We start from the raw sequence: 22730 nt of genomic DNA, 5'->3' as shown, positions 1-22730 counted from the left end.
AAAGGCTGTTGCATGAGCGTCATCATGGTGAACGCCACCAACCTGCTGCCGTACGAACCGTCGACCGACCCGAAGCCGTTGCGGGTGAGCTCCGCCGAGGAAACCGAATACGGCTCCGTCAACATCAATGTCGGCGGCGGGATCACCACGTCGGCCTGGTGCAACAAAATCACCGTCCGGGTGCCGGTCGGCGCGGGGGCCGAGCACCTCACCACCGAAGGCGCCGACATCAAGACCGGTGCCAGCACCGGCTGGACGCCGTCCGCTCCCGCCGTCTCCGGCGGCTTCGCGGTCATCACCTTCACCCCGGCCCGCGCGGTGCAGTTCACCGGGCAGATCGTCACCCTCACCCTGTCCAACATCGCAGTCAACCGCACGGCGGGTCAGGTCTCCATCGCGATCGTCGAGAGTTCGTCAAGGACGAACGGGAGCTTCACCAACAAGGACGCTGCGGTCGAGGTGGACAAGTTCCCGGCCGGGTTCGTGTTCCGGAATTTCGCGCCCGAGAAGATCATGGTGGAGAACGGTGAGGTCGCCGTGCTCCGCTGGGAGGGCTCGGACGCGAAGTACACGATGCACTGGGGCGACACCCCCGCCGGAGTCTCCCTCGACAAGGAACGTGTCTGGCCCACCCCGCGCGGCCTGACCACCGTCACCGGCTTCATGCTCCGCGCCGAAGTCACAGCCGGTGGCGTCACCCTCACCCACACCCTGACCACGGCGGTCACCGTACGCATCCCTGACCTCGTCGTCAGGAACCTCACCGTCCAAGGCCCGGCCACATTCGCCGACAGCGTCAGCCTCAGCAACACCGCCAAGGACCTGACGGTCGCCGGATCGGTGCGCGGCGCGGGCAGCAACCCACTGCGGGTCAGCCAGAACGCGGGCCTGAAGGTCGACGCGGTCCTGAACGTCACCGGGGCGAGCACCTTCAACGGCGACGTGACTGCCAACGGCTCTGTCACCGCTGTCGGGGCCGGGAAGGTCGTCCGGATCGCCGACCTCCGCGGCCCGTACGGCGTACCGCTCAAAATCGACAGTCACGTCAACGTCTTGCCCGGCAACAACGTCACCGCCGCAGGGAATATCACGGCCGGAGGAAATCGGGTGCTCCGGGCGGGCGACACGCTCCGCTTCGTAAGCCACACGAATAGGCACCTGCAAGAGGGGCCCGACTATGGCGGCGAGAAGGAAGTAGCCCAAACCTCTAGGACCCTCTACGCCAACGCCGCCTGGCGGACACACCATCTCTCCTCTGCCAGCTCGCTCGGGGAGGAGCCGGAGGGAAACCAGGAGCAGGAAGACCGCGCACAGGATGAGCGGACTCTCACCACAGACCCGAAACCCTGACCCGGCCGCTGGGGTGCGCCGGCGCGACTCACGCATTGGCCCCGGTCAGTTTCTGGGTGGGAACGAGCGTTCCGTCCACGATGAGCACGGTGGCTGTACATGGGAGTGGACAGCGCTTCGACACTGGTTCGGGCGGCACCGAGACACCCAGACACCGAAGCACCGCGGCACCCAAGCCACGCCCCTAACAGCCACCCGCTCCGACGGCATCCCGGCCGGGGCGATATCGCTTGGCGTTCGGCGGTCCCCTCGGGCACGGTTCGGGGTGATGAACCATGACGACACGATGTCCCGCCGCCTGTCCTACGCCTCCCACAACTCCCTCGAAGGGTTGCTGCAACGCGGCCGTGGCCTGGGCGCGGTGCGGGCCGCGCAGGATCCGGCGGGCGCTGCGCCCCTGGTGTACGACGGGATCCGGCGGGACTGGAAGTGGCACGAGCAGGGTGATGGCCGCGCCCACTATCAAGCGCGGTTGATCCGGGACCTGGATCTGTCGCCGACGCCCGTCGTCGACCAGCTGATGGGAGACGAGGGGGAGTGGTCGCGAGCCTCGTACGTTCTCGAACTGCTGGCCCTCGCCGGATCGGACGAGGCCCGTGAGGGGCTTCGGGCGTATGTCCGGGAGGGCGAGCACTGGGTCCGTGTTCTGGAGTCGGTCGCAACCGACTGGCCGGCCGAGTGGTGGGAGGACCTGGGCGACGTTGCGCGTCGGCGAATCGACCGCGAAGAGGATCCCCTCCAGTCCTGCGAGCCGTGGATCCGGTTCGGGATGGCTCCCGCGGTTGCCCCGCGACCGTCCCTGGACGGCCTGAGTGATGAGCAGCTACTCGCTCTGCTGGCCGCCGACGGCACGGAATACAACACGAAGGTCGCCTCACTGCGGGCTCTGTGCGGTCGGCCTCCGGTCGAGGGCCTGATTCCGCTGGTGCCCTCGCTCGGCATCGCTGACGGCCGTCGGACCATGCCTTGGCTCCGGCGGACGGTGGTCGATCACCTCGGAGCCCTGGCGGTGCCGGCCGCACGGGAGTGGGCGGCGGACGAGCGGGAGTGGCTGTCGCGGCTGGGGATGGACGTCCTGGCCAACCATCCCGCGCCCGAGGCGCTGCCGGGACTCGTGACTGAACTTGCCGAGCAGTGGCAGAGACGGGACTGGTGCGGCCCGGACGAAACGGCGAAGCGGCTGGCCCGCTTCGGCTCCGCTGCCGCCCAAGCCGCCCCTGTACTGCGTCGGCTATGGCTGCGCACACCACACTCTTATGAGCGGGCCGACTACCTGACGGCGCTGGCCGCCATCGACCCGTTCGGGCTGGAGGACATGTATACCGAGTCGCTCTGGGACTGCGAAGAGCGTTCACGGCTACTGGGAATCGCTTCGGCACCCCTCCAACCCCAGACCTGGGAACGGATCACGGTGCTGCGGGACGACCCCATGGAGTTCCCTTCGGTACGGGTAGCTGCCGGAGCACGGTTGGCCTCAGTGGCCGGCCCTTGCGTTCCATCGGCCAAGACCGTGCCAGGCAGCGGCGCGAGCGCAAAGTGAGACATTGCGGGTTCCTCTGACCCTCCCCAATGCCCGGGGGCCAAGCAACCTCCCGGCGAACCGCAGGCTCGGTTTTTGGCCGACGTGGACGTGCGGCTTGAAAGGGTCTAAGGGGAGAGGCCTGCTGCAACGCCCTGGTATGGGCAGCCGCTTCCCTTTTGGCTGATGAAAGTGGCCGTAAGGGGAGGGGCTGATTCCTGCGGGGATGGGGCGCAACTTCCGGGGAAGGGGCGGCAGTTCTGTGTGGGTCCTGTGCGAACGTGTGTGCCTCTGGTGGCCGGTGGGGCTGCCGGATGTGACTTCCTAACGGGGGGAAGACCGTGCGTTCGCGTACCTTCGGCATGCCTTCTCGGCATGCGCGTTTCACAGTGAGAAGTTCTCTGATTGCTTCCATCGCGGTCCTGGGCCTGAGCGCGTCCGCGCTGCCGGCCCTGGCAGCGGGTCCCGTGCCGCCGCAAGGTTCCGTGTGGGGACAGGCCAAGGGCCACGCCGTCATGCCGGCGGTGAAGGTGGGTAAGAACAAGCCGCCGCAGAACCAGCGGAAGGCGGCCTCGGGCCCCGCTCAGCGTCAGTGGGAGGCCCGGCAGAAAGCCCGGCTCGGCGGAAAGCCGCAGGCGTCGCAGTCCGGTGGAGCCGACGCGCCGTCGGTGAAGGTGTACGTGCCCGAGGGCCAGGGCGATGTGCCGTGGCACCAGATATCCAACTTCCGCATCACGGACGCCCTGGTGGGGCGGATCGACTACTCGACCGGCAACCTGATGCTGGCCGCCACCGACTTCGACATCGCGGGTGTGGGCGACGCGCTCCAGCTCACCCGCACCTACAACTCCTTCGACGGCCCCTCCGGCCAGGTCGCCGGCCCCTGGTGGGCGGGGTATGAGCGCCGCCTGGACACCTGGTTCACCGACGAGGTGATCTGGTACGACTCCTCCGGCGCGACCGTCAGTTTCACGAAGAACGCCGACGGCACGTTCAAGACGCCGGACGGGTACAGCAAGGACTTCGCGAAGAACAGCGACGGCACCTACACCCTCACCGATCGCAAGTCCGGCTCCAAGGACACCTATAGCGCGGCGGGTGACCTCACCAAGGTGACCGACCGCAACAAGGGCACCATCTCCATCGCCGCCCACAAGGACGCCGACGGTTATGCGGCCGGATTCAAGCTGACCGAGGACCGGTCGGGCCGCACCATCGACCTCGTCAAGACGAGCGCCACGCTGTGGACCGCGACGGACAACAGCGGGCGGACCGTCAAGTACGACATCGACGCGGCCGGCCACCTCGTACGGTCCTGGGACACCACCAACAACGCCACGACCTACGGGTACGACGAGGACGGGCGGCTGATCAAGGTGACGACGCCCGAGTCCCGGGCGACGGTGTTCACCTATGACGAGCAGAGCCGCGTCACGTCGATGCGCCGCTTCACCGAATTCGGTGGCTCGGGCGGCGACGCCCCCACCTACACGTACTCCTACGACACGACCTACCGCTTGAACGCCGGCACCACGACCCTCACCGACCCGCTCCTGAACACCACCAAGTTCCAGCACAACGACGGCGCCGAAGTCACCAAGGTGACCGACGCGCTCGGGCACGAGCGGTCCACGTCGTACAAGGCGCATCTGACGCAGACCGCGACGGACGCGATGGGCGTGGGCACCAACTCCGGGAACGTGACCACGTACGGCTGGGACACGCGTGGCAACCCGACCTCGGCGAAGCTGCCGACGGGTGCGACGTCGGCGGTGGCCGGCTGGTCGACGAAGGCGGGCCGGGACGTGCCCGGTTCGGCGACCTCGGCCGACGGTGACAAGACGGACTACGGGTACGACACGGTCGGCAACACGATCTCCGTGGCGCAGAGCGGCACCGGCGGCGGCTCCGCGACCATCGACTACAACCCGGCGACCGTGACCTGCGGCGGTTTCCAGGGCCAGCGGTGCAAGGCCACCACGAAGATGAGCGGCACCCAGAACTCGGTGACGTCGTTCCACTACGACACCCGGGGCAATTTGGACTCGGTGACTCCGCCCACCCAGATCGGCAAGGTGACCTACCACTACGACGTGCTGGGCCGCGTCACCGACTCCAAGGACGGCCGAGGCGTCACCACCCTCTACACCTACGACAACCGGGGCCGGATCAAGAAGGTCGACACCGGGAGCTATGACACCGTCACCTATGTCTACGACGGTGACGGCAATCTGACCTCGCGCACCGACCGCACGGGAACCCAGAGCTACCAGTTCGACCCGCTGTCGCGAGAGACCATCCGCACGCTCCAGGACGGCTCGCAGACGGTCCTGGCCTACACGGCCAACGGCAACGTCGACACCTACACCGACCCCTCGGGCGTCATCGACTACACCTGGGACAAGGCCAACCGGCTCACCGAACTCAAGGACCAGGCGGGCCGCAAGACGACGTACGGCTACAACAACAACGACAAGCGCACCAGCACCACCTACCCGGGCAACACGGTGCAGAGCGTGGACGTCGACACGTCGGGGCGGCCCACCACCATCAAGACCACCTCGCCCAAGGGCACGCTGACCAACCTCACGTACACGTACGGCTATGGGACCGGCGCCGCGACCGACGGGACGAAGATCCGCACCGCGACCGACGTCCTGGCCGGGCTGAAGACGTCGTACACCTATGACGTGGCGGGCCGTTTCTCCTACGCCAAGGAGGAGAAGGGGAGCACCCTCAACTCGTCCTGGCAGTACTGCTACGACCTCGCCGGCAACCTGACCTCCCAGGGCGTCGACCCCGGCTGCCCGCGCGGCACCACGTACACCGTGAACGACGCGCAGCAGATCACCGGCAAGAACGGCTCCACCACCAACTGGTCGTACGACAGGGCCGGCAACGAGACCGCCGGGGCGTCCACCCCCGAAGGCACCCGCACCGCCGAGAAGTGGTCCGACTACTCGCAGCTGAAGTCCCTCACCGTGGGCAGCACCACCTACGCCGGCCAGTACGCCTCGACCGACCAGTCCGAGCGCACACAGCTTGGCCAAACCGCCTTCCACAACGGCCCGTTGGGCTTGTCGGCGGAGACCACCGGCGGCGTCGACACCGGATTCAACCGGGAGCCCGGGGGCACCCTGAACTCCATGACGACCGGGGGCAAGGCCTACTACTACCTGACCGACGCGCTCGGTTCGGTGATCGGCCTCGCCGACGAGTCCGGCACCAAGGTCAACACGTACACGTACAGCCCCCGAGGCGTGTCCCGCACCACCACCGAGAAGGCGCCGCAGCCCTACCGCTTCGCCGGCGGCCACCAGGATCCGACCGGCCTCTACCACTTCGGCGCCCGCTACTACGACCCCAACATCGGCCGCTTCACCCAGACCGACCCCTCCGGTCAGGAGAAGAACCCCTACCTCTACGCCGAAGGCGACCCGGTCAACCGCATCGACCCGCGGGGACTGCTCTCGCTCGACCTGGGCATCGAAGCCTGCGACGTGCTGTGCCTCGGCGGGGGCATCAGCATCAACGAGGACGGCAGCCTTCACCCGTACGTCTCCGTGGGGGCGGGTACGCCCGGCGTGAGCGCCGATGCCAGCCTCGCGTCGGGCAGCGCGGACTCCGGCCTCACCGGTGAGGTGGCCTGTGGGTTCGGTCCTGCGGAGCTCTCGGTGTCGACGGACGGGTCGGAGGGCGTGGGCACCGGTGGCGACAGCGGGAAGTGCTCGGCGAGCGCCAAGTACACGTTCTGAAGAGGAGAGTGACGAGATGTACGACCTGATGACACTGGCTCAGGGCAACCGTCCCGACGGCCCGTCCTGGTTCCCCTACGCCTTCCTGGCGGTGGCGGTGCTGGTCGGTATCTTCCTCGTCGTCCGTTTCCTGAACAGGCGCCGCTAGGCACGCACTTGGGCGGCCCCGAACCAGGGGCCGCCCCTTCATCCTTTTCACACCTCGAACCCCGACCCCCCCCGCCACCGGAAGGGTGCCCCGATGCACGTTCTCGTAGGAATCTTCCTCCTGGTCGGCGGCCTGGTCGCCGCCGCCTTCGCCCCCCGCCTGGCCACCTTCGGCGGCACCCGCGAGGGGCGCGCCTTCACCCCGTCCAATGTCATCGCCTTCCGCGTGATCGGCTCGCTCATCGCGCTGGCAGGACTGCTGTACGCGTGCGGAGTCATCGGCTAGGAGCGGTTGCCATCCCTCCGCGCAGGTGAATCCGCGCCCGTGCCAGGAGCGCAGGCGCGCCGGATCGGGCGGTCAAGGCGTGCGCGGTGTGCGGGCTCGGTGCCATTCGGCTCGGGCGAGGAGGGAGAGGAGGATCGTGGCGCATACGGCGAGCGCGACGACGGCCCACTCCAGGGCTCCGCTGTGCTCGTCGGGATCGACTCCGAACAGCGCCTCGATCCAGGCGGGCCACACCAGCGTCAGGAGGAAGAGTGCTGCGCTGATGGCCGCGGCGACCGCCTCGACCCAGCCCCGTATCCGGACGTCTCTCTTCATGCCGTGCTCCCTTCCGGATCGCGCGGGCAGGGACGACGACAATGCCGTCACTCTCAGTAGGTTCCTGTCCGCAGGCCCTGTCAAATGCACCTCGCGGAGCTGCCGTACCGCCCTGGCTGGCCGGGGGCCGGGGGGAGTGGAACATTGGAAGTATGAACGTAGCTGGTGCTGCCTTGCGGTGGCGCCGATGCCACTGCGGAATGCCGGAGAGCCGTTGCCGCTGTCTAGCGCGTGGCCCCTGCCGTTGGCTGCGTCTGCTGTGGGTGGCACTCGCTCTGGGCTGGCTGATCTGGCTCCTCAGAGAGCTGAAGAGGCTGTGTCGGCTGGCCGGCCGGGATCGTGGCAGACCCGCGGACGGCCGGGTGCCGTCCTGGGCCTACCGCCGGCCCGACCCGCTGATCTACAGCCAGCAGTATTTGCAGGGGCAAGGCTTCGCCGTCACCTGGGACAACCCGGACATCCATGTCCAACTGGCCTCCGCTCCGGGGGTGTTCGTGGACGCGCATGCCCTGACACCGGAAACGGAGTATCAGGTGGTCGCCCGGATCTGGAACGGTTCGACCACCGCTCCGGCCCCCGGACTGCCCGTCAGGGTGGGCTACTTGGAATTCGGTGCGGGCACCACCTGGCACGAGGTCGGCACGACGAAAGTGGATGTGCCGGTGAAGGGCGCGGTCGGGTGCCCGGCGACGGCGACGGTGCCATGGCGCACTCCGGCGGCGCCCGGCCACTACTGCCTGCAAGTCGAGCTGTTGTGGGACGACGACGCCAACCCCGACAACAACATGGGACAGAGCAACACCGATGTGAAACCGCTGAATTCACCCCATGCGGCGTTCACCTTCCCCGTCCGCAACGACAGGGCCGAGCGTGCGCTCGTCACCCTGTGGTGCGACGGCTATGCCATCCCGCCGCTCGAGTCCTGCGGTGCCTCGGAGGGTGAGGACACGCGGCGGATGCGTATGGACAGACACCGCGCGGAGCACTGGCCGGTACCGGACGGCTGGCGCGTGGAGGTGAACCCGGACCGGTTGGCACTGGCGCCGGGTGAACAGGCCGACATCTCGGTGGACATCACGGCGCCGGACGGTTTCACCGGTCGCCAGGCGATCAACGTGAACGCGGCCATCGGCGACGGCCTCCTGGGCGGGGTCACGCTGTACGTCGACGGTACGGGCTGAGAGGAGGACGCCGCCATGGTTGACTTCGGACCGGTGATCACACCACCGGGCCAGTACACCCACTGCGTCGATCGCAAGGACTATCGCGATGTGCCGAGTCCCCTCCAAGTAGGAGTGCCGAGCACGCTGAAGTTTCTGCTGTGCGAGTACCTGCTCGGTGGCAAGCTCGTCTGCCTCAGCGGCGGCGGTGACCAGTGCGTCATCGGTACGGTCGCCGGGCTCGAAGCCGTGGGAGCGGGAAAAGAGGGCCTGGACGCGCTGGACAACGACTTCTCCTTCAACCTGCTTCTCGCGCCCTTCCAGGTGCAGGACTTCGTCGGCTACCTTCCTCCGTCCCACCCCGACACCAACATCGTGGAGCCGCACCGCGTCAGGGATGACGCCGTCAAGCACGGCCCGCTGGGCTATCTCATGGTCGACTCCCCGAATCCGCAGCCACTTCCCCGTCCAGTGGACCAGAGCGGTGCCCCAGGGTGGCCGGTCGACAAGTCGCAGCCGAAGGGCAAGGCCACATGGCCGGTGGACGGCTATGGCGTGCTCTGGCATTACGCCGGCCACCACCTGCACGACAAGGGGCAGGAGGGCGACAACCTGCACAAGCTGTACGACCAGCCATCAGGAGGAGCCAAGTGGGCCGCCCCGCCCGGACCCGACACGGGCTGGTGGGTCCCGCTGCCCGTGCTGCACTGCGAGTGCGAAGGTTCCCGGATCTTCTTCGTCTGCCAGGCGATGGACCCCTTCCTCGACCTGATGCAGGGCAAGGTGCCCGGGAGCAGCGGTCCGAGCCCCGGGGAGGTGTGCCACGCGACGGCGCACAAGCTTCCGTGGCCGCTAAATGTCGTGGTCAACGCCGTGTGCACCATCGCCGAGGACCTGATCGGCCTGGCGGTCGCGGCGGCACTCGCGCCGGTGATCGCGGCGGCCTTCGGGGCCGCTTGGGAGGCGGCGCAGGCCTTCGACGACCTGTTCATCACGGGACCGGTCGCAAAGCAAATCCATGTGGGCGACGTCGTCCTCGTCCAGGGCCGCTGGGACTGGGACGCCGGTCACTCCGGTCACACCGAACTCCATCCGGTCAAGGCCATCGTGAAACTGACGACGCCGCCGCAGACGCTTCCGCCCGAGATCCGGCCCGGGGCGGCGGACTACGACCCCACCAGCGGCAACGGCATCTCCCACGCGGACAGAGCGGCGATCAGGGCCACCCATGAGCGGTGGTGCCGTCTGCTGGCAGAGGCGCCGCCGCCTCCGGACCCGCGTCAGGGCGGCGGGCTGAGCCCCGCGCAAGTGGCGTCCATGACACCCGGGCAACTCGCCGTGTGGGCCGCGCAGAACCGCCCGGAGAACTCCTGGACCACCCACCCCCTCCTCGACGGGTGCGCCCCTGACGGTCCGTCGCCCGGACTCCACTGACCACGGAGCAGCCATGCCGAATCCCGAGCGGACCTCACCGCTCTTGTGCGTGAAGTGCGTCGCCCGGATCGCCCTGGTCGTGGCGGTCGCTTCGACGGTCGTCTCCCGCTGGCGGTGTCGGCGTGCGTAACCTGTCTCCAGTGCCCTCCCACGCACGGGAACCGGCACGAGGGGCCGGCCCGCCGACGGCGGAACGACCCCTCAACCAAGCCTCACGGCCTATGAGTTGGTGTACGCCGCCTTCACCTGAGCGGCCGTGAGGGCGACGGGATAGGTGCGGACGTTCGAGACCGCGCCCGTCAGCTGGTCGTATGGGCTGGTGCTGCCCACAGTGACGTTGGCTCCGATCGTCAGCGGCCCCGACGCGTTGTAGGCGGGAGTGGCATTGCGGTCCGCCGTGTCGGTGAGGGCGCCGTTGACGTACAGGGACAGCACCTCGGTGTCGGCGTCGTACACGCCCGTCAGATGGGTCCAGGTGTCGAGGGCCGGGGCCGGCCCGCCGTAGGCCACCGGGTAGGTGGTGGTGGCGGCCTCGGTCGTCGTGGTCATGAACTGCCAGGACTTCTTGGGGTTGTTGTACCCCAGGTAGAAGGCCTGGTGGGTGGCGGTCCCCTGGCTCACCGCGACCTGGGTGGTGGCCAGCGAGCCGAGCTTGACCCATGCCGAGACGGTGTAGCTCTTGCTGGTGTCCACGGCGTGCGCGGCGGCCTTGAGGTAGCTGCCGCTCCCCGTGAAGGTGGCCGCGCCCGGCGTGGCCCCGGTGTGGTCGGCGGACCAGCCGACCGTACCGACCGCGGTGACGGCGTTCAGGCCGGCCGCGTCCGCGCCGTTGCCGTTGAGCCGCCACTGGTCGGGGGCGCCCGCGATGCTCCCGCTGTTGATGGGAGAGAGGAAGTAGTCCACGGCCGTGCCCGACGTGCCGTCCGGAGTGTGGCCGATCCACGTGTTCAGGACGCCGCCCTTGGTGACGCACCACAGATCGGCGATGCCGTCGCCGGTCAGATCACCGTCCGAGCCGATCACCGGGACGTCGGTGGCGGAGAGGTTGCCGAGCTTGGGTCCGACCGCGATACCGGTCACGGTGGGCACGGTCTCCGGGGGTGTGGTGGTGCTGCCGGGGACCGGTGTGGTGCCGGTGGTGAAGGTGTACGCGGTGATGTCACCGGTGGTGATGTTGCGCGCCCACAGTCCGGGATGCCCCGAGTGGTTCCAGTCGCCCGGAGCTATCGGCTCCAGGGTTTTCCAGCCGCTCGCGGCCAGCCGCACCGGCGAGCCCAACTGGCCGTCGGAGACGGTCGGGTAGAACCACAGCGCGGCGTCCCCGGAGGCGGTGGCCTCCTCGGTCAGCAGCCCCGTACGGTCGCGGAAGGTGCCCGCGTCCAGGGCGGTCGTGGAGACGTCCCCGAGCGCGGCGATCCGGGAGGTGGTGGACCAGTCGGCGGCGTACCCGGTGCAGTAGCTGCCCGAACCGTCGTCCTTGCAGACCGGTTTGGTGAGTGCGGCCCGCTTGTCGAAGCGGCCGTCGGTGCCGGTGTTGCCGGGGTTGTAGTAGAAGTACAGCTGGGCCGCTCCGCTCTTGTGCACGATCAGGTCGTCGACGTTCAGGCCGCCGCGCAGACTGCCGCGGTGGGCGATCTGATACCCCGCCCAGCTGTCGCCGTCGGGGGTGTTCGCGACCCGTGCGGCGAGCGAGGCGGCGGGGCTGGTGGCCTGGGTGTTCCCGGGGACGGTGTGTGTGTACAGATTGCCGTCGGTGCCGGGCGTGACGATGTCGGCGGACCCGTCACCCGTGGTGTCGCCGAACACGGGGGCCGGGCCGTTGGGGTTCCACGGCACATAGAAGGCGTAGGTCGCGAGCTGCGAGAGGTTCCCCGCGTTGTCCATCGCCTGGATGTACAGAATGTTGGTGCCCCAGTGCTGGGGGAACGCGGCGAGGAAGCCCTTCGGCAGTGCGCTGCCGCACTGCCACGCCGCGGTCGTCAGGGTGGGGTCGAACCCCCAGCGCATACAGGCGAGTTGGGAGGCGACGCCGACCGACGGGGTCGGGTCGGCGGCGGTGAAGGGGACCCAGCCGCCCTTGCCCGCGTAGATGTTGGCCGTCTGTCCGTTGCCCGCCGGAGGGAAGACGGTGTTGAGGTTGCCCACCTGGTAGTCCGGCGCGGAGGGTGTGCTGACCGTCGGCGCGGTCAGATCGACACGGAAGTGGCAGGGCGTGGTCGAGGCCGAGGAGAGCAGGCCGTCACTGGCCGACACGTCCCACGCGTAGGCGTGCCCGTCGGTGAAGTCGGCCCTGGGCACGGTGAAGGAGACCTGGCTGCCCGAGGAGACATAGCCGCCGCCGTTGCTGTACCCGGTGCCGTGAGGGGTGTCCGGAATTCCGCTGACCGAGTCGTCCCAGGTGTTGAAATAGCCGCGGACCGGCTGGCGCGGGGTGGTCGGGCTGGAGACGGTGGCCTTCAGCTGGAGACCGGAGGTGAGACCGGGTGCGCCGACGAACGCCCTGTCGGTGGGGTTGGTCGTCGCCTCGCACGGCTGGGTGGTGCCGGTGGAGGAGTAGCTGGGAACAGGTGAACTCGTCATCCCCGAGGGCATGTTGGGCGTGTGGTCATAGGTGACCGCGAGGCTCGCCTTGTTGGACAGGCGCTTGAGTCCATTGGCGTCGCTCTCGTCCCCGTACAGGCCGAAGGTGATCGTCTTCCAGTTGCCGTTGGCGGCGCCCTCGACCTGCGACTTCACGTTGTACGCGAACGCCACGTCACCGCCGCACCCCGACGAGCCGGTGCCACCCACCTGGTCGGTCAGGCCGGTCGAGGTGTCCGACGGGTGGCTGTTCCAGTCGGTGCCGGAGCCGATGGTGTCATGGGAGTAGTACAGCCGGATGCCGTACTTGTTGGTGCAGCTCCAGTCCGCCGAGTACGTCTGGGTGACGTGCAGTTCGGCGCTGCCGACCACATCGTTGTTGTCGCCGAGGGCGGCGATGTTGAACTGGTAGTAGGTGCGCTCCTTGTCGACGGGGCTGCAACTCCCGCCACCCGGGTAGGTGCCGCAGACACCGACGCCGGGCTGCTGGGAGTGCGAGGACCCGTACACGCCGTAGTTGCTGCTGCCGGTGTGGGCGGACTGGATCCATGTCCACGCGGGGTCCCCCGGGCTCCAGGGGATGTACGACGGGTCGATGTACACCGGGTAGTGGGTGGTGCTCCCGTGCAGGATGTCCGCGACCGGGGTGATGTCGACACTGCCCGACGACACGGCGGTCACCATGGTGGCGGAACGGGCGCCCGGCCCGGGACCGTCGGCGGTGCTGGCGTCGGCGGGGGAGTCCTGGGCGGCCGCCGCACTGAACGCTGTCTTCGCTGTCTTCGTCGTCTTTGCAGATGCGGCGGGTGCGGCCGGTGCGGTGGAGCTGGTGGAGGCGCCGGCCGCGGGTGCTGTGCTGGAGTCCCACATCTGTGGCGCCGGCGCGGTGAACTGCGGTCGGCCCGTCGCGGTGTCCACGGCCTGAAGGGCGCCATGGGCGTCGGAACCGAGGGTGAGGCCCGGTCCCGACGTGCCCAGATGGAGGGAGGTGAGCGCGGGGTTGGCCGCGGCGGCGGGGGTCTTGACCACCAACACCTCCCGGATCCCGCCGAGTTCGGTGGCCGTCACCGTCAGGTCGACGTCCGGCAGCACATTCGCATACGTGGCGGTGTCGCCGGACACCGTCGGCCGGGGCAGCGCGAAGGGCATCGTGACGGCGAGGCTCTTGCCGGACGCGCTGGTCAGGGTGGCGAGGGGGCCGCTGCCGCCGCCGGAGAGGGTGAGCCCGTTGACGGCCGCCTTCGGCGCGAGGGTGCCGTCACCCCGCGCCCGGAGCGTCGCGTCCACCGGGGCCCACGTGCCGCCGGTCCTCGCCCGGGTGGGAACCGCCGTCGACGTTTCGGTGAGGGTGCCGTCGGGGTTGGCGACGGTCTGCGCGTACGGCGTGGTCAGGGTGTCGATCACGACCGGGTGCCCGCTCGCGGCGGCCTGCGCCTTGGCGGTGAGTGTGGCCCGTTCGTCGGGTGGCAGTTGCTGGACGTGCTGGGCGTCGCCACCCTTCGGCTCCGGCGTGCCGCCCGCCACGGCGGGCGTCGGCAGCCCGACCACCGCGGCGGCCAGCGCGGCGGTGATGATTCCGACCGCCGCGCGCTGCCGCGGTCTGCGTCGTCGTAGGTCGCGCGAGTAGGCGCTGATACCCCCCATGAGGGCCCCTCCCGGGTATGGCGCGCTGCTGCGCGCCGATGGAGGGGGCACAGTAGCGGGGCTCGACGGACTCAGGTCAAGCAGGGATGCCGGATGTGTACGCAGTTATGACGTTGCGTCAATTGATGTCTGCCATACCGAAGTTAATGAGTGCGTCAAGTGTGAGGCACGTGCGGGTCTGGTGTTCGGATCCGGCGTTACGTTCACCCCGGTCGACGTCGCCTGTTTCGGACAGGGCGGCCAATTTTGCGTGCTTCGGGTGCGAGGGGGAACGTCGTGGGGGCTTGGGGAAGACCGGGGAACGGCTGGAGACCGGGGCGGCGAAGAGGCCGGCGATGGCTCGGGGTGGTGAGCGTGCTGGCGAGCACCGCCGCCTTGATCGCGCCGGCATCGGCCCAGGCCATGGCCGCGGCCCGGCCCGTCGACCCGAACCAGCGGTGGTCGCCGCCGCACACGGCCCTCCCGCACACCAAGCCCGTGCATGGCAAGGCGGCCCCCGGGCCGGCCGGAGCCAAGCCGCACTACTCGGTGCCGGGGGAGTGGCCGGGTCCCGCCGCCACCTCGAGCGGCTCCGCACCCACGGCGGTCACCTCCGCCGGGGTCTCGCTGAAGACCGGCGTCGTCGACACCGCCAAGGCCCAGGCGCTGGGCGAGCGGGGCCCCGTCGTCACCGTGGAACGCGGCGCCGCCGCACCCTCGGGACGCATCCAGGTGGGCGTCGACGTACGCCGCCTCGACGCCGCCTTCGGCGCCGACGCGTCCGCCCGCGCCCATCTGGTCGCCCTGCCCGGCTGCGCTCTCACCACCCCGGACGCGGACGGCTGCCGACAGCGCACGGCGCTGCCGTCCCACTACGACGCGGGCACCGGCCGGCTCCTCGCGGACGTGACCGTCCCCGCCGGGAGCTCCCACGACAGCGCCCAGCCGATGGTGTTCGCCGCCGAGACCGCCTCGGGAGGCGGTGGCGGCGACTACACCGCAAGCGCCCTCAATCCCAGCGCCGCCTGGTCCGGCGGCTCCAGCAGCGGCGGCTTCGACTACAGCTACCCCATCCAGGTGCCCCCCTCGATCGGGCAGGACGCCCCGCAGATCGCCCTGTCCTACAGCTCGTCCGCCGTCGACGGACGCACCTCCTCCACCAACGCCCAGTCCTCCTGGATCGGTGACGGCTGGGACTACACACCGGGCTTCGTGGAGCGCTCGTACAAGAACTGCGACAAGGACGGGATCAAGTACTCCGCCGACTCCTGCTGGGGCGGCCACAACGCCAGCCTCTCCCTGGAAGGGCACTCCAGCGAGCTGGTGCGCGACGACGCGACCGGCACCTGGCGGCTCAGGAACGACGACGGCTCCAAGGTCGAGTTCCTGACCGGCGCGGCCAACGGCGCCCACGACGGCGAATACGTCAAGGTCTCCACCACCTCCGGCAGCGTCTACTACTTCGGCCTCAACCACCTGCCCGGCGGCGACAAGAGCGACCCCGCCGCGAACTCCGCCTGGACCTTGCCGGTCTACTCGCCCAAGAGCGGCGACCCCTGCTACGACTCGGCCAAGGGCAACGCATCCTGGTGCCAGATGGCCTGGCGCTGGAACCTCGACTACGCCGTCGACCCGCACGGCAACGTGACGACGTACACCTACGCCACGCAGTCCAACTACTACGCCCGCGGCGGCGCCCAGAACCAGGGCAAGGGCACCCAGACGTCCTACATCCGGGGCGGCGCCCTCACCTCCATCGGATACGGGCAGCGACTCGCCGACCAGGTCACCGCCAAGGGCACCCTCAAGCCCGCGGCGAAGGTGGTCTTCACCGCGGCGCCCGAGGGCCGCTGCTCCACCGCCGGCTCCTTCACCTGCGCGGGCGCCACGCTGAGTTCGACCAACGCCGCGCACTGGCCGGACGTGCCCTACGACCAGAACTGCACCGCCACCGGCACCTGCACCCAGTACGGGCCCACCTTCTGGACCAACATCCGGCTCGCCTCGATCACCACCCAGGTGCTCTCCAACGGCGCGTACAAGAACATCGACACCTACACGCTCAGCCACAGTTACCCCGACCCGGCCGACAGCAACAAGCCCACCCTGTGGCTCGCCGGCATCCAGCGCACCGGACAGAACGGCCCCTCGCCCCTCACGCTCCCCAAGGTGTCCTTCACACCGGTCGAGCTGCCCAACCGGGTCGACGGCACCAATCTCGTCCCGGCGCCGACCGCCTTCAACCGGCCGCGCATCCAGACCGTCACCACCGAGACCGGCGAACAGATCCAGGTCGACTACAACCCGCCGGCCTGCTCCCGGGTGAAGAAAGTGATGCCGGCGTCGGCCGACACCGACACCATGACCTGCTACAACGTGAAGTGGTACCCGCCGGGCAGCGTCTACGGCGGCGACCCGGTCTCCGACTGGTTCAACCACTACACCGTGGCGAGCGTCAGCGCCAACGACCCGGTGGCGCACAGCCCCTCGCAGGTGACCAAGTACCAGTACGGGCCCGCCGCCTGGCACTACGGGACCAGTGAGGTCATCGACCCCAAGACCCGAACGTGGGACCAGTTCCGCGGCTTCGCCACCGTCATGACCACCACCGGCGACGGTCAGGACGGGCCGGTCACCCAGATGGTGACCAAGTATCTGCAAGGCATGGACGGTGACACCCTGCCGGGCGGCGCCACCCGCTCGGTCAAGGTCGCCGACGCGCTCGGCGAGCAGGTCACCGACGCCGACTGGCTCTCCGGGTCGGCCCTGGAGAGCGACACCTACGACAAGGCGGGCGGCGCACTCGCCGCGTACACCGTCACCGACGCCACCGCCCCGAGCACCACGGCGACGCACGTACGCGGCTCCGGGCTGCCCGACCTCGTGGCCCGCTACCGGGCCACCGCCGTCGCCGAGACCTCCAAGGAGCGGAAGGCGGACGGGAGTTGGCGCACCAAGACCACCACGACCAAGAGTGACGCCGGCCACGCCAACCGCACCACGAGCGTCCTCACGGCCGCCGACGGCGAGCCCGACCAGTGCACCCTCACCTCGTACGCCACGAGCGGCGACCCCCTCATCACCGGACTCGCGGACGAGGTGAAGACGCTGTACGGCGCCGGGGCCTGCACCGCGACTCCCGCCAAGGACAACACCGTCAAGGCCGATCGGACGCTCTACGACAGCCAGCCCTTCGGCAAGGCGGGCAGCCAGGGCGACGCCACGGCCGCCCAGGAACTCGACCACTACGACGCCTCGGGCAACCCCGTCTACGTCACCACCAAGACCAGTGTGTACGACGACTACGGCCGCGCCACCTCGGTCACCGATCCCAACGCCACCGACACCCAGCACCCCAACGGGGCCACCACCAGCACGAGTTACCTGCCCGCCAAGCCGGGTGAGGTGCCCGCAACCATCACCGTCACCAGCCCCGCGCCCGGCTCCGCCACCGACTGGACCGCGACCACCACCCTCGATGTGGGCCGCGACCAGGAACTCACCAGCTCCGACATGAACGGCCGGGCCACCACCAAGACATATGACGCGCTCGGCCGGCTCACCGCGGTGTGGCAGCCGGGCCGCACCACCACCCAGAAGGCGAACACCACCTTCGCGTACGCGGTGAACGGCAGCACGGCGCCGTCCGCGGTCACCACCTCCACCCTCCAGAACGACGGCGCGCACTACGCCAAGTCCGTCACCCTCTACGACGGATCGGGCCGCAGCCGGCAGACCCAGACGACGCCCGGCATCTCCGCCTACACCGGCCGCGTCATCACCGACACGCTGTACGACTCGCACGGCTGGACCGTCGAGACCCGCTCCCCTTACTACGACGACACCGACGCCCCCGGCACGGGCCTGGTCACCGTCGACGACAAGCAGGTGCCCGGCGAGACCGGCACCCTCTTCGACGGCCGGGGCCGCCCGACGGCAACCGTCTTCTCCTCGTACGCCGTCGAGCAGTGGCGCACCACCAAGGCCTACCCGGGCGCGGACCGCACCGACACCACACCGCCCCAGGGCGGCACCCCCACCACCACCGTCACCGACACCCTGGGCCGCACGCACGAGCTGTGGCAGTACACGACGCCCACGGCGACCGGCAGCCCGCTCGACGCCGACATCACCAGGCTGACCTACACACCCGACGGCAAGACGGCCGGCCGCACCGACGGCACCACCAAGAACCACTGGTCCTACGGCTACGACCTGCGCGGCCACCAGGTCGCCGCGAGCGACCCGGACACCGGCGCCGCCAGCCGCACCTATGACGCCGACGGCCGCCTCACGACGGCCACCGACGCCCGCAAGCAGGTCCTGAGCTACGACTACGACCTGCTCGGCCGCAAGACCGCCTCCTACAGCACCACGCCCCCGTCCACCGACCGGGTCCCGGTCTCGGCCTGGACCTATGACAGCGTCAGCGGCGCCAAGGGCCAGGCCGTGAAGTCGAGCCGCTTCGTGGACGGCAGGACGGACCAGGCGTACACCAGCGAGGTCACCGCCTACGACCTCGGCTACCGGGCGACCGCGACCACCGTCACCATCCCCGGTCAGGAAGGCGCCCTCGCCCGCGCTTACAAGTCGACGTCCACGTTCAACCCGTTCACCGGAGACCTCACCGCCTCGACGACGGACGCCCGCGGCGATCTGCCCGCCGAGTCACTCACCTACAGCTACGACGTCAACGGACCACTGCTCAGCTTCGGTTCGCCGACCACCACCTACGACCTGTCCAGCGACTACGACGCCTTCGGCCGGGCGGTGCGCACCACCGTCAACCCGTGGGGCACCGAGGTCGTCGTCACCGACACCTACGACCAGGCCACCGGCAACCTCCTGTCCTCCTGGGTCGACAAGCAGACCGCCGCCACCGGCGCCGTCCAGCAGACCTCCTACAGCCGCAACGCGGCCGGGCAGATCACCGCGATCCAGAACGTCCCCGACAACACCCCGGCCCAGACCGACCTCCAGTGCTTCGGCTACGACTACCTCGGCCGGCTGACCAGCGCCTGGACCGACACCGGCGGCGTCACCGCCAAACCGCAGCCCTCCGTGCCCGGCACCGGCGGCTGCAAGAACGCCACCCCCACCAGCGGGGCCCCGGCAGGCAGGACCACCGTGCGCGGCCCGGCCGCGTACTGGACGTCGTACGCCTACGACCGCACGGGCAACCGCACCGGGCTCACCCAGCACGACATCAGCGGCGACACCGGCAAGGACATCACCACCACCCAGACATTCGCCCCCGCGGGACAGAACAACCAGCCCACCACCGCCCCGAACACCGGGGGCGGCACCGGAGGCGCCCACGCCCTGCTCTCCACCGACAGCAGCGGTCCCGGCAACCCCGGCACCAGCTCCTACCAGTACGACGCCACCGGCAACACCACCGCGATCACCACCCCCTCCGGTACCACCAGCCTCACCTGGGACGCCCAGTCCGAACTGACCTCACTCACCCCCAACGGGGCCTCCACCGCGACGAGTTACGTCTATGACGCCACCGGCAACCAGCTCATCCGGCACGACCCCGGCAGAAGCACCCTCCACGTGGGGCCGGACGACCTGACCCTGGACACCACCACCGGCGCCCTCACCGCGACCCGCACCTACGCCCTGCCCAACGGCCTCACCGCCGTACGGCAGGGGACCGGCCTCACCTGGCAGACCAGCGACCACCACGGCACCGCGGTGCTCGCCCTCGACTCGGCCTCGCTGGCGGAGACGAGACGACCGGCCGACCCGTTCGGCGTGCCACGCGGCACCCAGCCCTCCCGATGGGCCGGCGAACACGGCTTCGTCGGCGGCACCCAGGACGTGGCCACCGGCCTCACCAACCTCGGAGCCCGCGAGTACCAGCCCGCCTCGGGCCGCTTCATCAACCCCGACCCCGTGCTGGACGAGAACCAGCCGCAGCAGTGGAACGGCTACTCCTACAGCAACGACAACCCGGTCAACCTCTCCGATCCGGCGGGCACCGACCCGCCCGGCACCCAGAACTCGTGCAGCTACGACCTGCGCAACTGCACCAAGGAAGAGTGCGCGGGCGTGCAGGGCGTGCCCTGCGGTCCCCAGGGCTCGTCGCACACCGGCACGATGGACAACGGCAAGAGCGACGACGGCCGACCCACCCTCGACGGGGTGCGGGTGCCGACCTACCGCGAACTGCTCAGCCGCAACCCCGGAGGCAGCAAGAAACTGCCCACGTACAAACGGCTCATCGCGGACTGGATCAGGCAGGAGTGCTCCATGTCCGCCGCCAGCGACAAGATGGCGCACTTCTGTAGCGACGCCGGTGACTCGGGCCTCCTCGGCAGCCCCAAGAAGGGCTCCAAGGCCGACCAGACCCTCAACATGATCGCGGTCATGGGAACGGGCAAGGGCAAGGAGAGCACGGACGACCCGTACACGAAGTCGGGGACGACCCTTCAGGAACAGCTCTGGGAACACGTCTATGTGAGTGGGTCGTTCTGTCTGATGCTCTGCGTCAGCGGCGGGTTCCAGAACGGCAATGTGTCGGTCGGGGTGTCGGGCGGCATGACCTTCGACACCATCAAGGGCGCCAAGTCGCTCTTCCCGGGAAAGTTCGGGGCCTACTTCGGGGTCTCCGCCGGCTGGAACACCGCCAAGCCCAGTGACCAGAAGATCCAGCTGGGCGGCGCCACCGTGGCGGACGGACCGTGGGGCGCCAGCGGCGGTGTGGGACAGCGCAGTTCCGGCGGCTACTACTACTACGGAGGCTGGGCCGGCGGCGCCGGCTGGGCTCCGCAGGGCCCGACCACGCTCGGAGGCCAGTGCAGCTTCCAGGCCGGCTGCTCATGGGTGATTCCGAAGTAGGGTTCCTCGAACCCGCACCGCGCGAGTCCGGCCCGGGAGCGACCATCGCTCCCGGGCCGGCCCGGGCCCACCCACGAAGGAAGGTAAGGAACCGTGGCGGTGCTCGTCTTCCTGATCCCGCTCTTCCTCGGTGTCGCCGTTCTCGCCGACTTCCGCGGCATCCGCACGTCGTACGCCCGACACGGCCGCACCCCGGAGAAGGCACGCCAGGTCCAGCGGACGACCATCGCGACCGGGGTCGTCGCGGTGGCGGTGTCCCTTTTCGCCTTCGCGGCCGAGGCGCACTACCTGCTCAGTCACTGACGTGATGTCTGTTCAACCAACCGCGTCCGGTGAGAAGATGATCTTCATGACGACGACGCGTGTGATCATCCAGCGAAGCATCGGCGGCTCCGACGTGCTGGAGCTCGCTGAGGTACCCCTCCCTGCGCCCGGCCCCGGCGAGGTGCTGGTCCGGGTGCGGGCCACCGGTATGAACCCGGCCGACTGGAAGGTCCGGGTGGGCAAGGTGGACTTCTTCGGGCCGCCCCCCTACGTCCTCGGCCACGAGTTCAGCGGCACCGTGGAACGGCTCGGTGAAGGCGTGGACCGCTTCGCGGAGGGCGAGGAGGTGTACGGCTGGACCGTGCCGCCGCACGGCAGCCACGCCGACCACGTCGTCGTTCCCGAGGATCGGATCGCTCCCAAGCCCCGCACTCTCGACCACGTCGGTGCGGCGGCCCTGCCCATCTCGGGCTTTACCGCCTACCAGGCACTGATCACCCTCGCGGACGTGCGGCCCGGCCAACGGGTGCTCATCCACGGCGCGGCCGGCGGCGTCGGCCACCTTGCCGTCCAGATCGCCAAGGCGCGGGGCGCGTACGTCATCGGCACGGCGAGCGCCGCCAAGCACGCGTACCTGCGGGAGCTCGGCGCCGATGAGCTGATCGACTACACGGTGGCGGACTTCGGCGCGCTCCGCGACATCGACGCCGTACTGGACACCATCAGCCACGACTACGGGCCGCGCTCCCTCGGCACGCTCAAGCCGGGCGGCATCCTGGTGGACGTGGTCGGGGTCGGCGTCGACCGCACCGAGGTCACCGCTCGCGCCGCCGAACTGGGCGTGCGCTTCGTGGAGTTCTTCCTCGAACCGACCCCTGCCGTACTGACCGACTTCGCCGCGCTGATCGACGACCACGGCATCCGGCCCACCATCTCCGAGACCCTCCCGCTCACCGAGGCGGCGAAGGCACACGAGCTCAGTGAGACCGGGCGGGTCCGGGGGAAGATCGTGCTGGTTCCGTAGAAAGTGCTTTCGAAACGCGCGCCAAGGGCTGTCCCGCAATCCCGGGAGCCTGGCCGTCGTGGCCCTTGCCGGGAGGGGGCTTGTCCCAGGAGACGGGGTTTGCCGGAGGGCAGAAGTCGACGGCGCCGGCGAGCAGGCAGGAACGGGGGCGCGCCGCCTCGCGGGGCAGGTCGCAGCCACGGAGAAATCGGGCTCTTTTTGAGGACGTGCTGCCGGCTGTCTTTTGCTGAAACGCTGCGCTTCGGCCGAGTCAATATCTATGGCCGCGAAGGCAGAGTTTGCCGCGTCACGCCGTGTATGTTTTTGCTGCAATCGGCAGGGTGGCGTCATTTACCACACTGAGGCAATTATTTCGTGCTACTGTCGATCTCAGTTGCAGTTGTGGTTCCCAAAACTTCAAGCGCCTTCGCCGGTATTTTCAGTTACT

Annotated in this window: 12 protein-coding genes; 10 read left to right on the top strand and 2 right to left on the bottom strand. The window is 69.2% G+C overall.

The window, feature by feature from the left end; genetic code table 11:
* Positions 1 to 12: 12 nt before the first annotated feature.
* The 5 genes from DWB77_RS02890 to DWB77_RS02875 all read left to right on the top strand — a co-directional run bounded on the left by DWB77_RS02890 (position 13) and on the right by DWB77_RS02875 (position 7057).
* Complete coding sequence (locus DWB77_RS02890) at positions 13 to 1350, top strand: hypothetical protein (RefSeq protein ID WP_120719726.1); 1338 nt, start codon at positions 13 to 15, stop codon at positions 1348 to 1350.
* A gap of 268 nt (positions 1351 to 1618) precedes the next feature.
* A complete protein-coding gene (locus DWB77_RS02885) occupies positions 1619 to 2890 on the top strand; it encodes a hypothetical protein (RefSeq protein ID WP_120719725.1) in 1272 nt (423 codons plus the stop codon).
* Positions 2891 to 3384: 494 nt separating this feature from the next.
* Complete coding sequence (locus tag DWB77_RS02880; RefSeq protein WP_246033805.1) at positions 3385 to 6624, top strand: RHS repeat-associated core domain-containing protein; 3240 nt, start codon at positions 3385 to 3387, stop codon at positions 6622 to 6624.
* Positions 6625 to 6640: 16 nt separating this feature from the next.
* Entirely contained in the window at positions 6641 to 6772 is a 132-nt protein-coding gene (locus tag DWB77_RS39220) for a hypothetical protein (RefSeq protein ID WP_281279973.1), read from the top strand.
* A gap of 93 nt (positions 6773 to 6865) precedes the next feature.
* The gene (locus DWB77_RS02875; RefSeq protein WP_120719724.1) at positions 6866 to 7057 is read left to right on the top strand and encodes a hypothetical protein; all 192 of its coding nucleotides are present in this window, start codon (positions 6866 to 6868) and stop codon (positions 7055 to 7057) included.
* 72 nt (positions 7058 to 7129) lie between these two features.
* Here DWB77_RS02875 and DWB77_RS02870 read toward each other — a convergent pair whose 3' ends face one another.
* Entirely contained in the window at positions 7130 to 7372 is a 243-nt protein-coding gene (locus tag DWB77_RS02870) for an ABC transporter permease (protein ID WP_120719723.1), read from the bottom strand.
* 263 nt (positions 7373 to 7635) lie between these two features.
* On the opposite strand from DWB77_RS02870, the gene DWB77_RS02865 reads away from it, so the two are divergent.
* Positions 7636 to 8553, top strand: coding sequence for a hypothetical protein (locus DWB77_RS02865; RefSeq protein WP_162952381.1), 918 nt, complete (start codon positions 7636 to 7638; stop codon positions 8551 to 8553).
* Positions 8554 to 8568: 15 nt separating this feature from the next.
* Positions 8569 to 9966: a hypothetical protein gene (locus DWB77_RS02860; RefSeq protein WP_120719721.1), complete on the top strand. Its 1398-nt coding sequence runs from the start codon at positions 8569 to 8571 to the stop codon at positions 9964 to 9966.
* Between the two features lie 219 nt (positions 9967 to 10185).
* On the opposite strand, the gene DWB77_RS02855 is transcribed toward DWB77_RS02860, so the two are convergent.
* The gene (locus tag DWB77_RS02855) at positions 10186 to 14190 is read right to left on the bottom strand and encodes a LamG domain-containing protein (protein ID WP_120719720.1); all 4005 of its coding nucleotides are present in this window, start codon (positions 14188 to 14190) and stop codon (positions 10186 to 10188) included.
* A 354-nt stretch (positions 14191 to 14544) separates the two neighbouring features.
* On the opposite strand from DWB77_RS02855, the gene DWB77_RS02850 reads away from it, so the two are divergent.
* From DWB77_RS02850 to DWB77_RS02840, 3 genes are all read left to right on the top strand, one after another.
* Positions 14545 to 21015: an RHS repeat domain-containing protein gene (locus tag DWB77_RS02850; protein WP_162952380.1), complete on the top strand. Its 6471-nt coding sequence runs from the start codon at positions 14545 to 14547 to the stop codon at positions 21013 to 21015.
* 93 nt (positions 21016 to 21108) lie between these two features.
* Complete coding sequence (locus DWB77_RS02845) at positions 21109 to 21318, top strand: hypothetical protein (RefSeq protein ID WP_120719718.1); 210 nt, start codon at positions 21109 to 21111, stop codon at positions 21316 to 21318.
* Between the two features lie 46 nt (positions 21319 to 21364).
* Entirely contained in the window at positions 21365 to 22303 is a 939-nt protein-coding gene (locus tag DWB77_RS02840) for an NADP-dependent oxidoreductase (RefSeq protein ID WP_120727281.1), read from the top strand.
* Positions 22304 to 22730 lie beyond the last annotated feature (427 nt).

This window comes from Streptomyces hundungensis, from assembly GCF_003627815.1.
Taxonomy (GTDB): domain Bacteria; phylum Actinomycetota; class Actinomycetes; order Streptomycetales; family Streptomycetaceae; genus Streptomyces; species Streptomyces hundungensis_A.
The sequence above is the reverse complement of the archived record's forward strand: the minus strand, read 5'-3'. Positions and strand labels throughout refer to the sequence as shown.

What these genes read in the sequence shown, in the direction of transcription:
- DWB77_RS02890 (WP_120719726.1), top strand. Translation starts at nt 13, where the DNA reads ATGAGCGTCATCATGGTGAACGCCACCAACCTGCTGCCGTACGAACCG.
- DWB77_RS02885 (WP_120719725.1), top strand. Translation starts at nt 1,619, where the DNA reads ATGAACCATGACGACACGATGTCCCGCCGCCTGTCCTACGCCTCCCAC.
- DWB77_RS02880 (WP_246033805.1), top strand. Translation starts at nt 3,385, where the DNA reads ATGCCGGCGGTGAAGGTGGGTAAGAACAAGCCGCCGCAGAACCAGCGG.
- DWB77_RS39220 (WP_281279973.1), top strand. Translation starts at nt 6,641, where the DNA reads ATGTACGACCTGATGACACTGGCTCAGGGCAACCGTCCCGACGGCCCG.
- DWB77_RS02875 (WP_120719724.1), top strand. Translation starts at nt 6,866, where the DNA reads ATGCACGTTCTCGTAGGAATCTTCCTCCTGGTCGGCGGCCTGGTCGCC.
- DWB77_RS02870 (WP_120719723.1), bottom strand. Translation starts at nt 7,372, where the DNA reads ATGAAGAGAGACGTCCGGATACGGGGCTGGGTCGAGGCGGTCGCCGCG.
- DWB77_RS02860 (WP_120719721.1), top strand. Translation starts at nt 8,569, where the DNA reads ATGGTTGACTTCGGACCGGTGATCACACCACCGGGCCAGTACACCCAC.
- DWB77_RS02855 (WP_120719720.1), bottom strand. Translation starts at nt 14,190, where the DNA reads ATGGGGGGTATCAGCGCCTACTCGCGCGACCTACGACGACGCAGACCG.
- DWB77_RS02840 (WP_120727281.1), top strand. Translation starts at nt 21,365, where the DNA reads ATGACGACGACGCGTGTGATCATCCAGCGAAGCATCGGCGGCTCCGAC.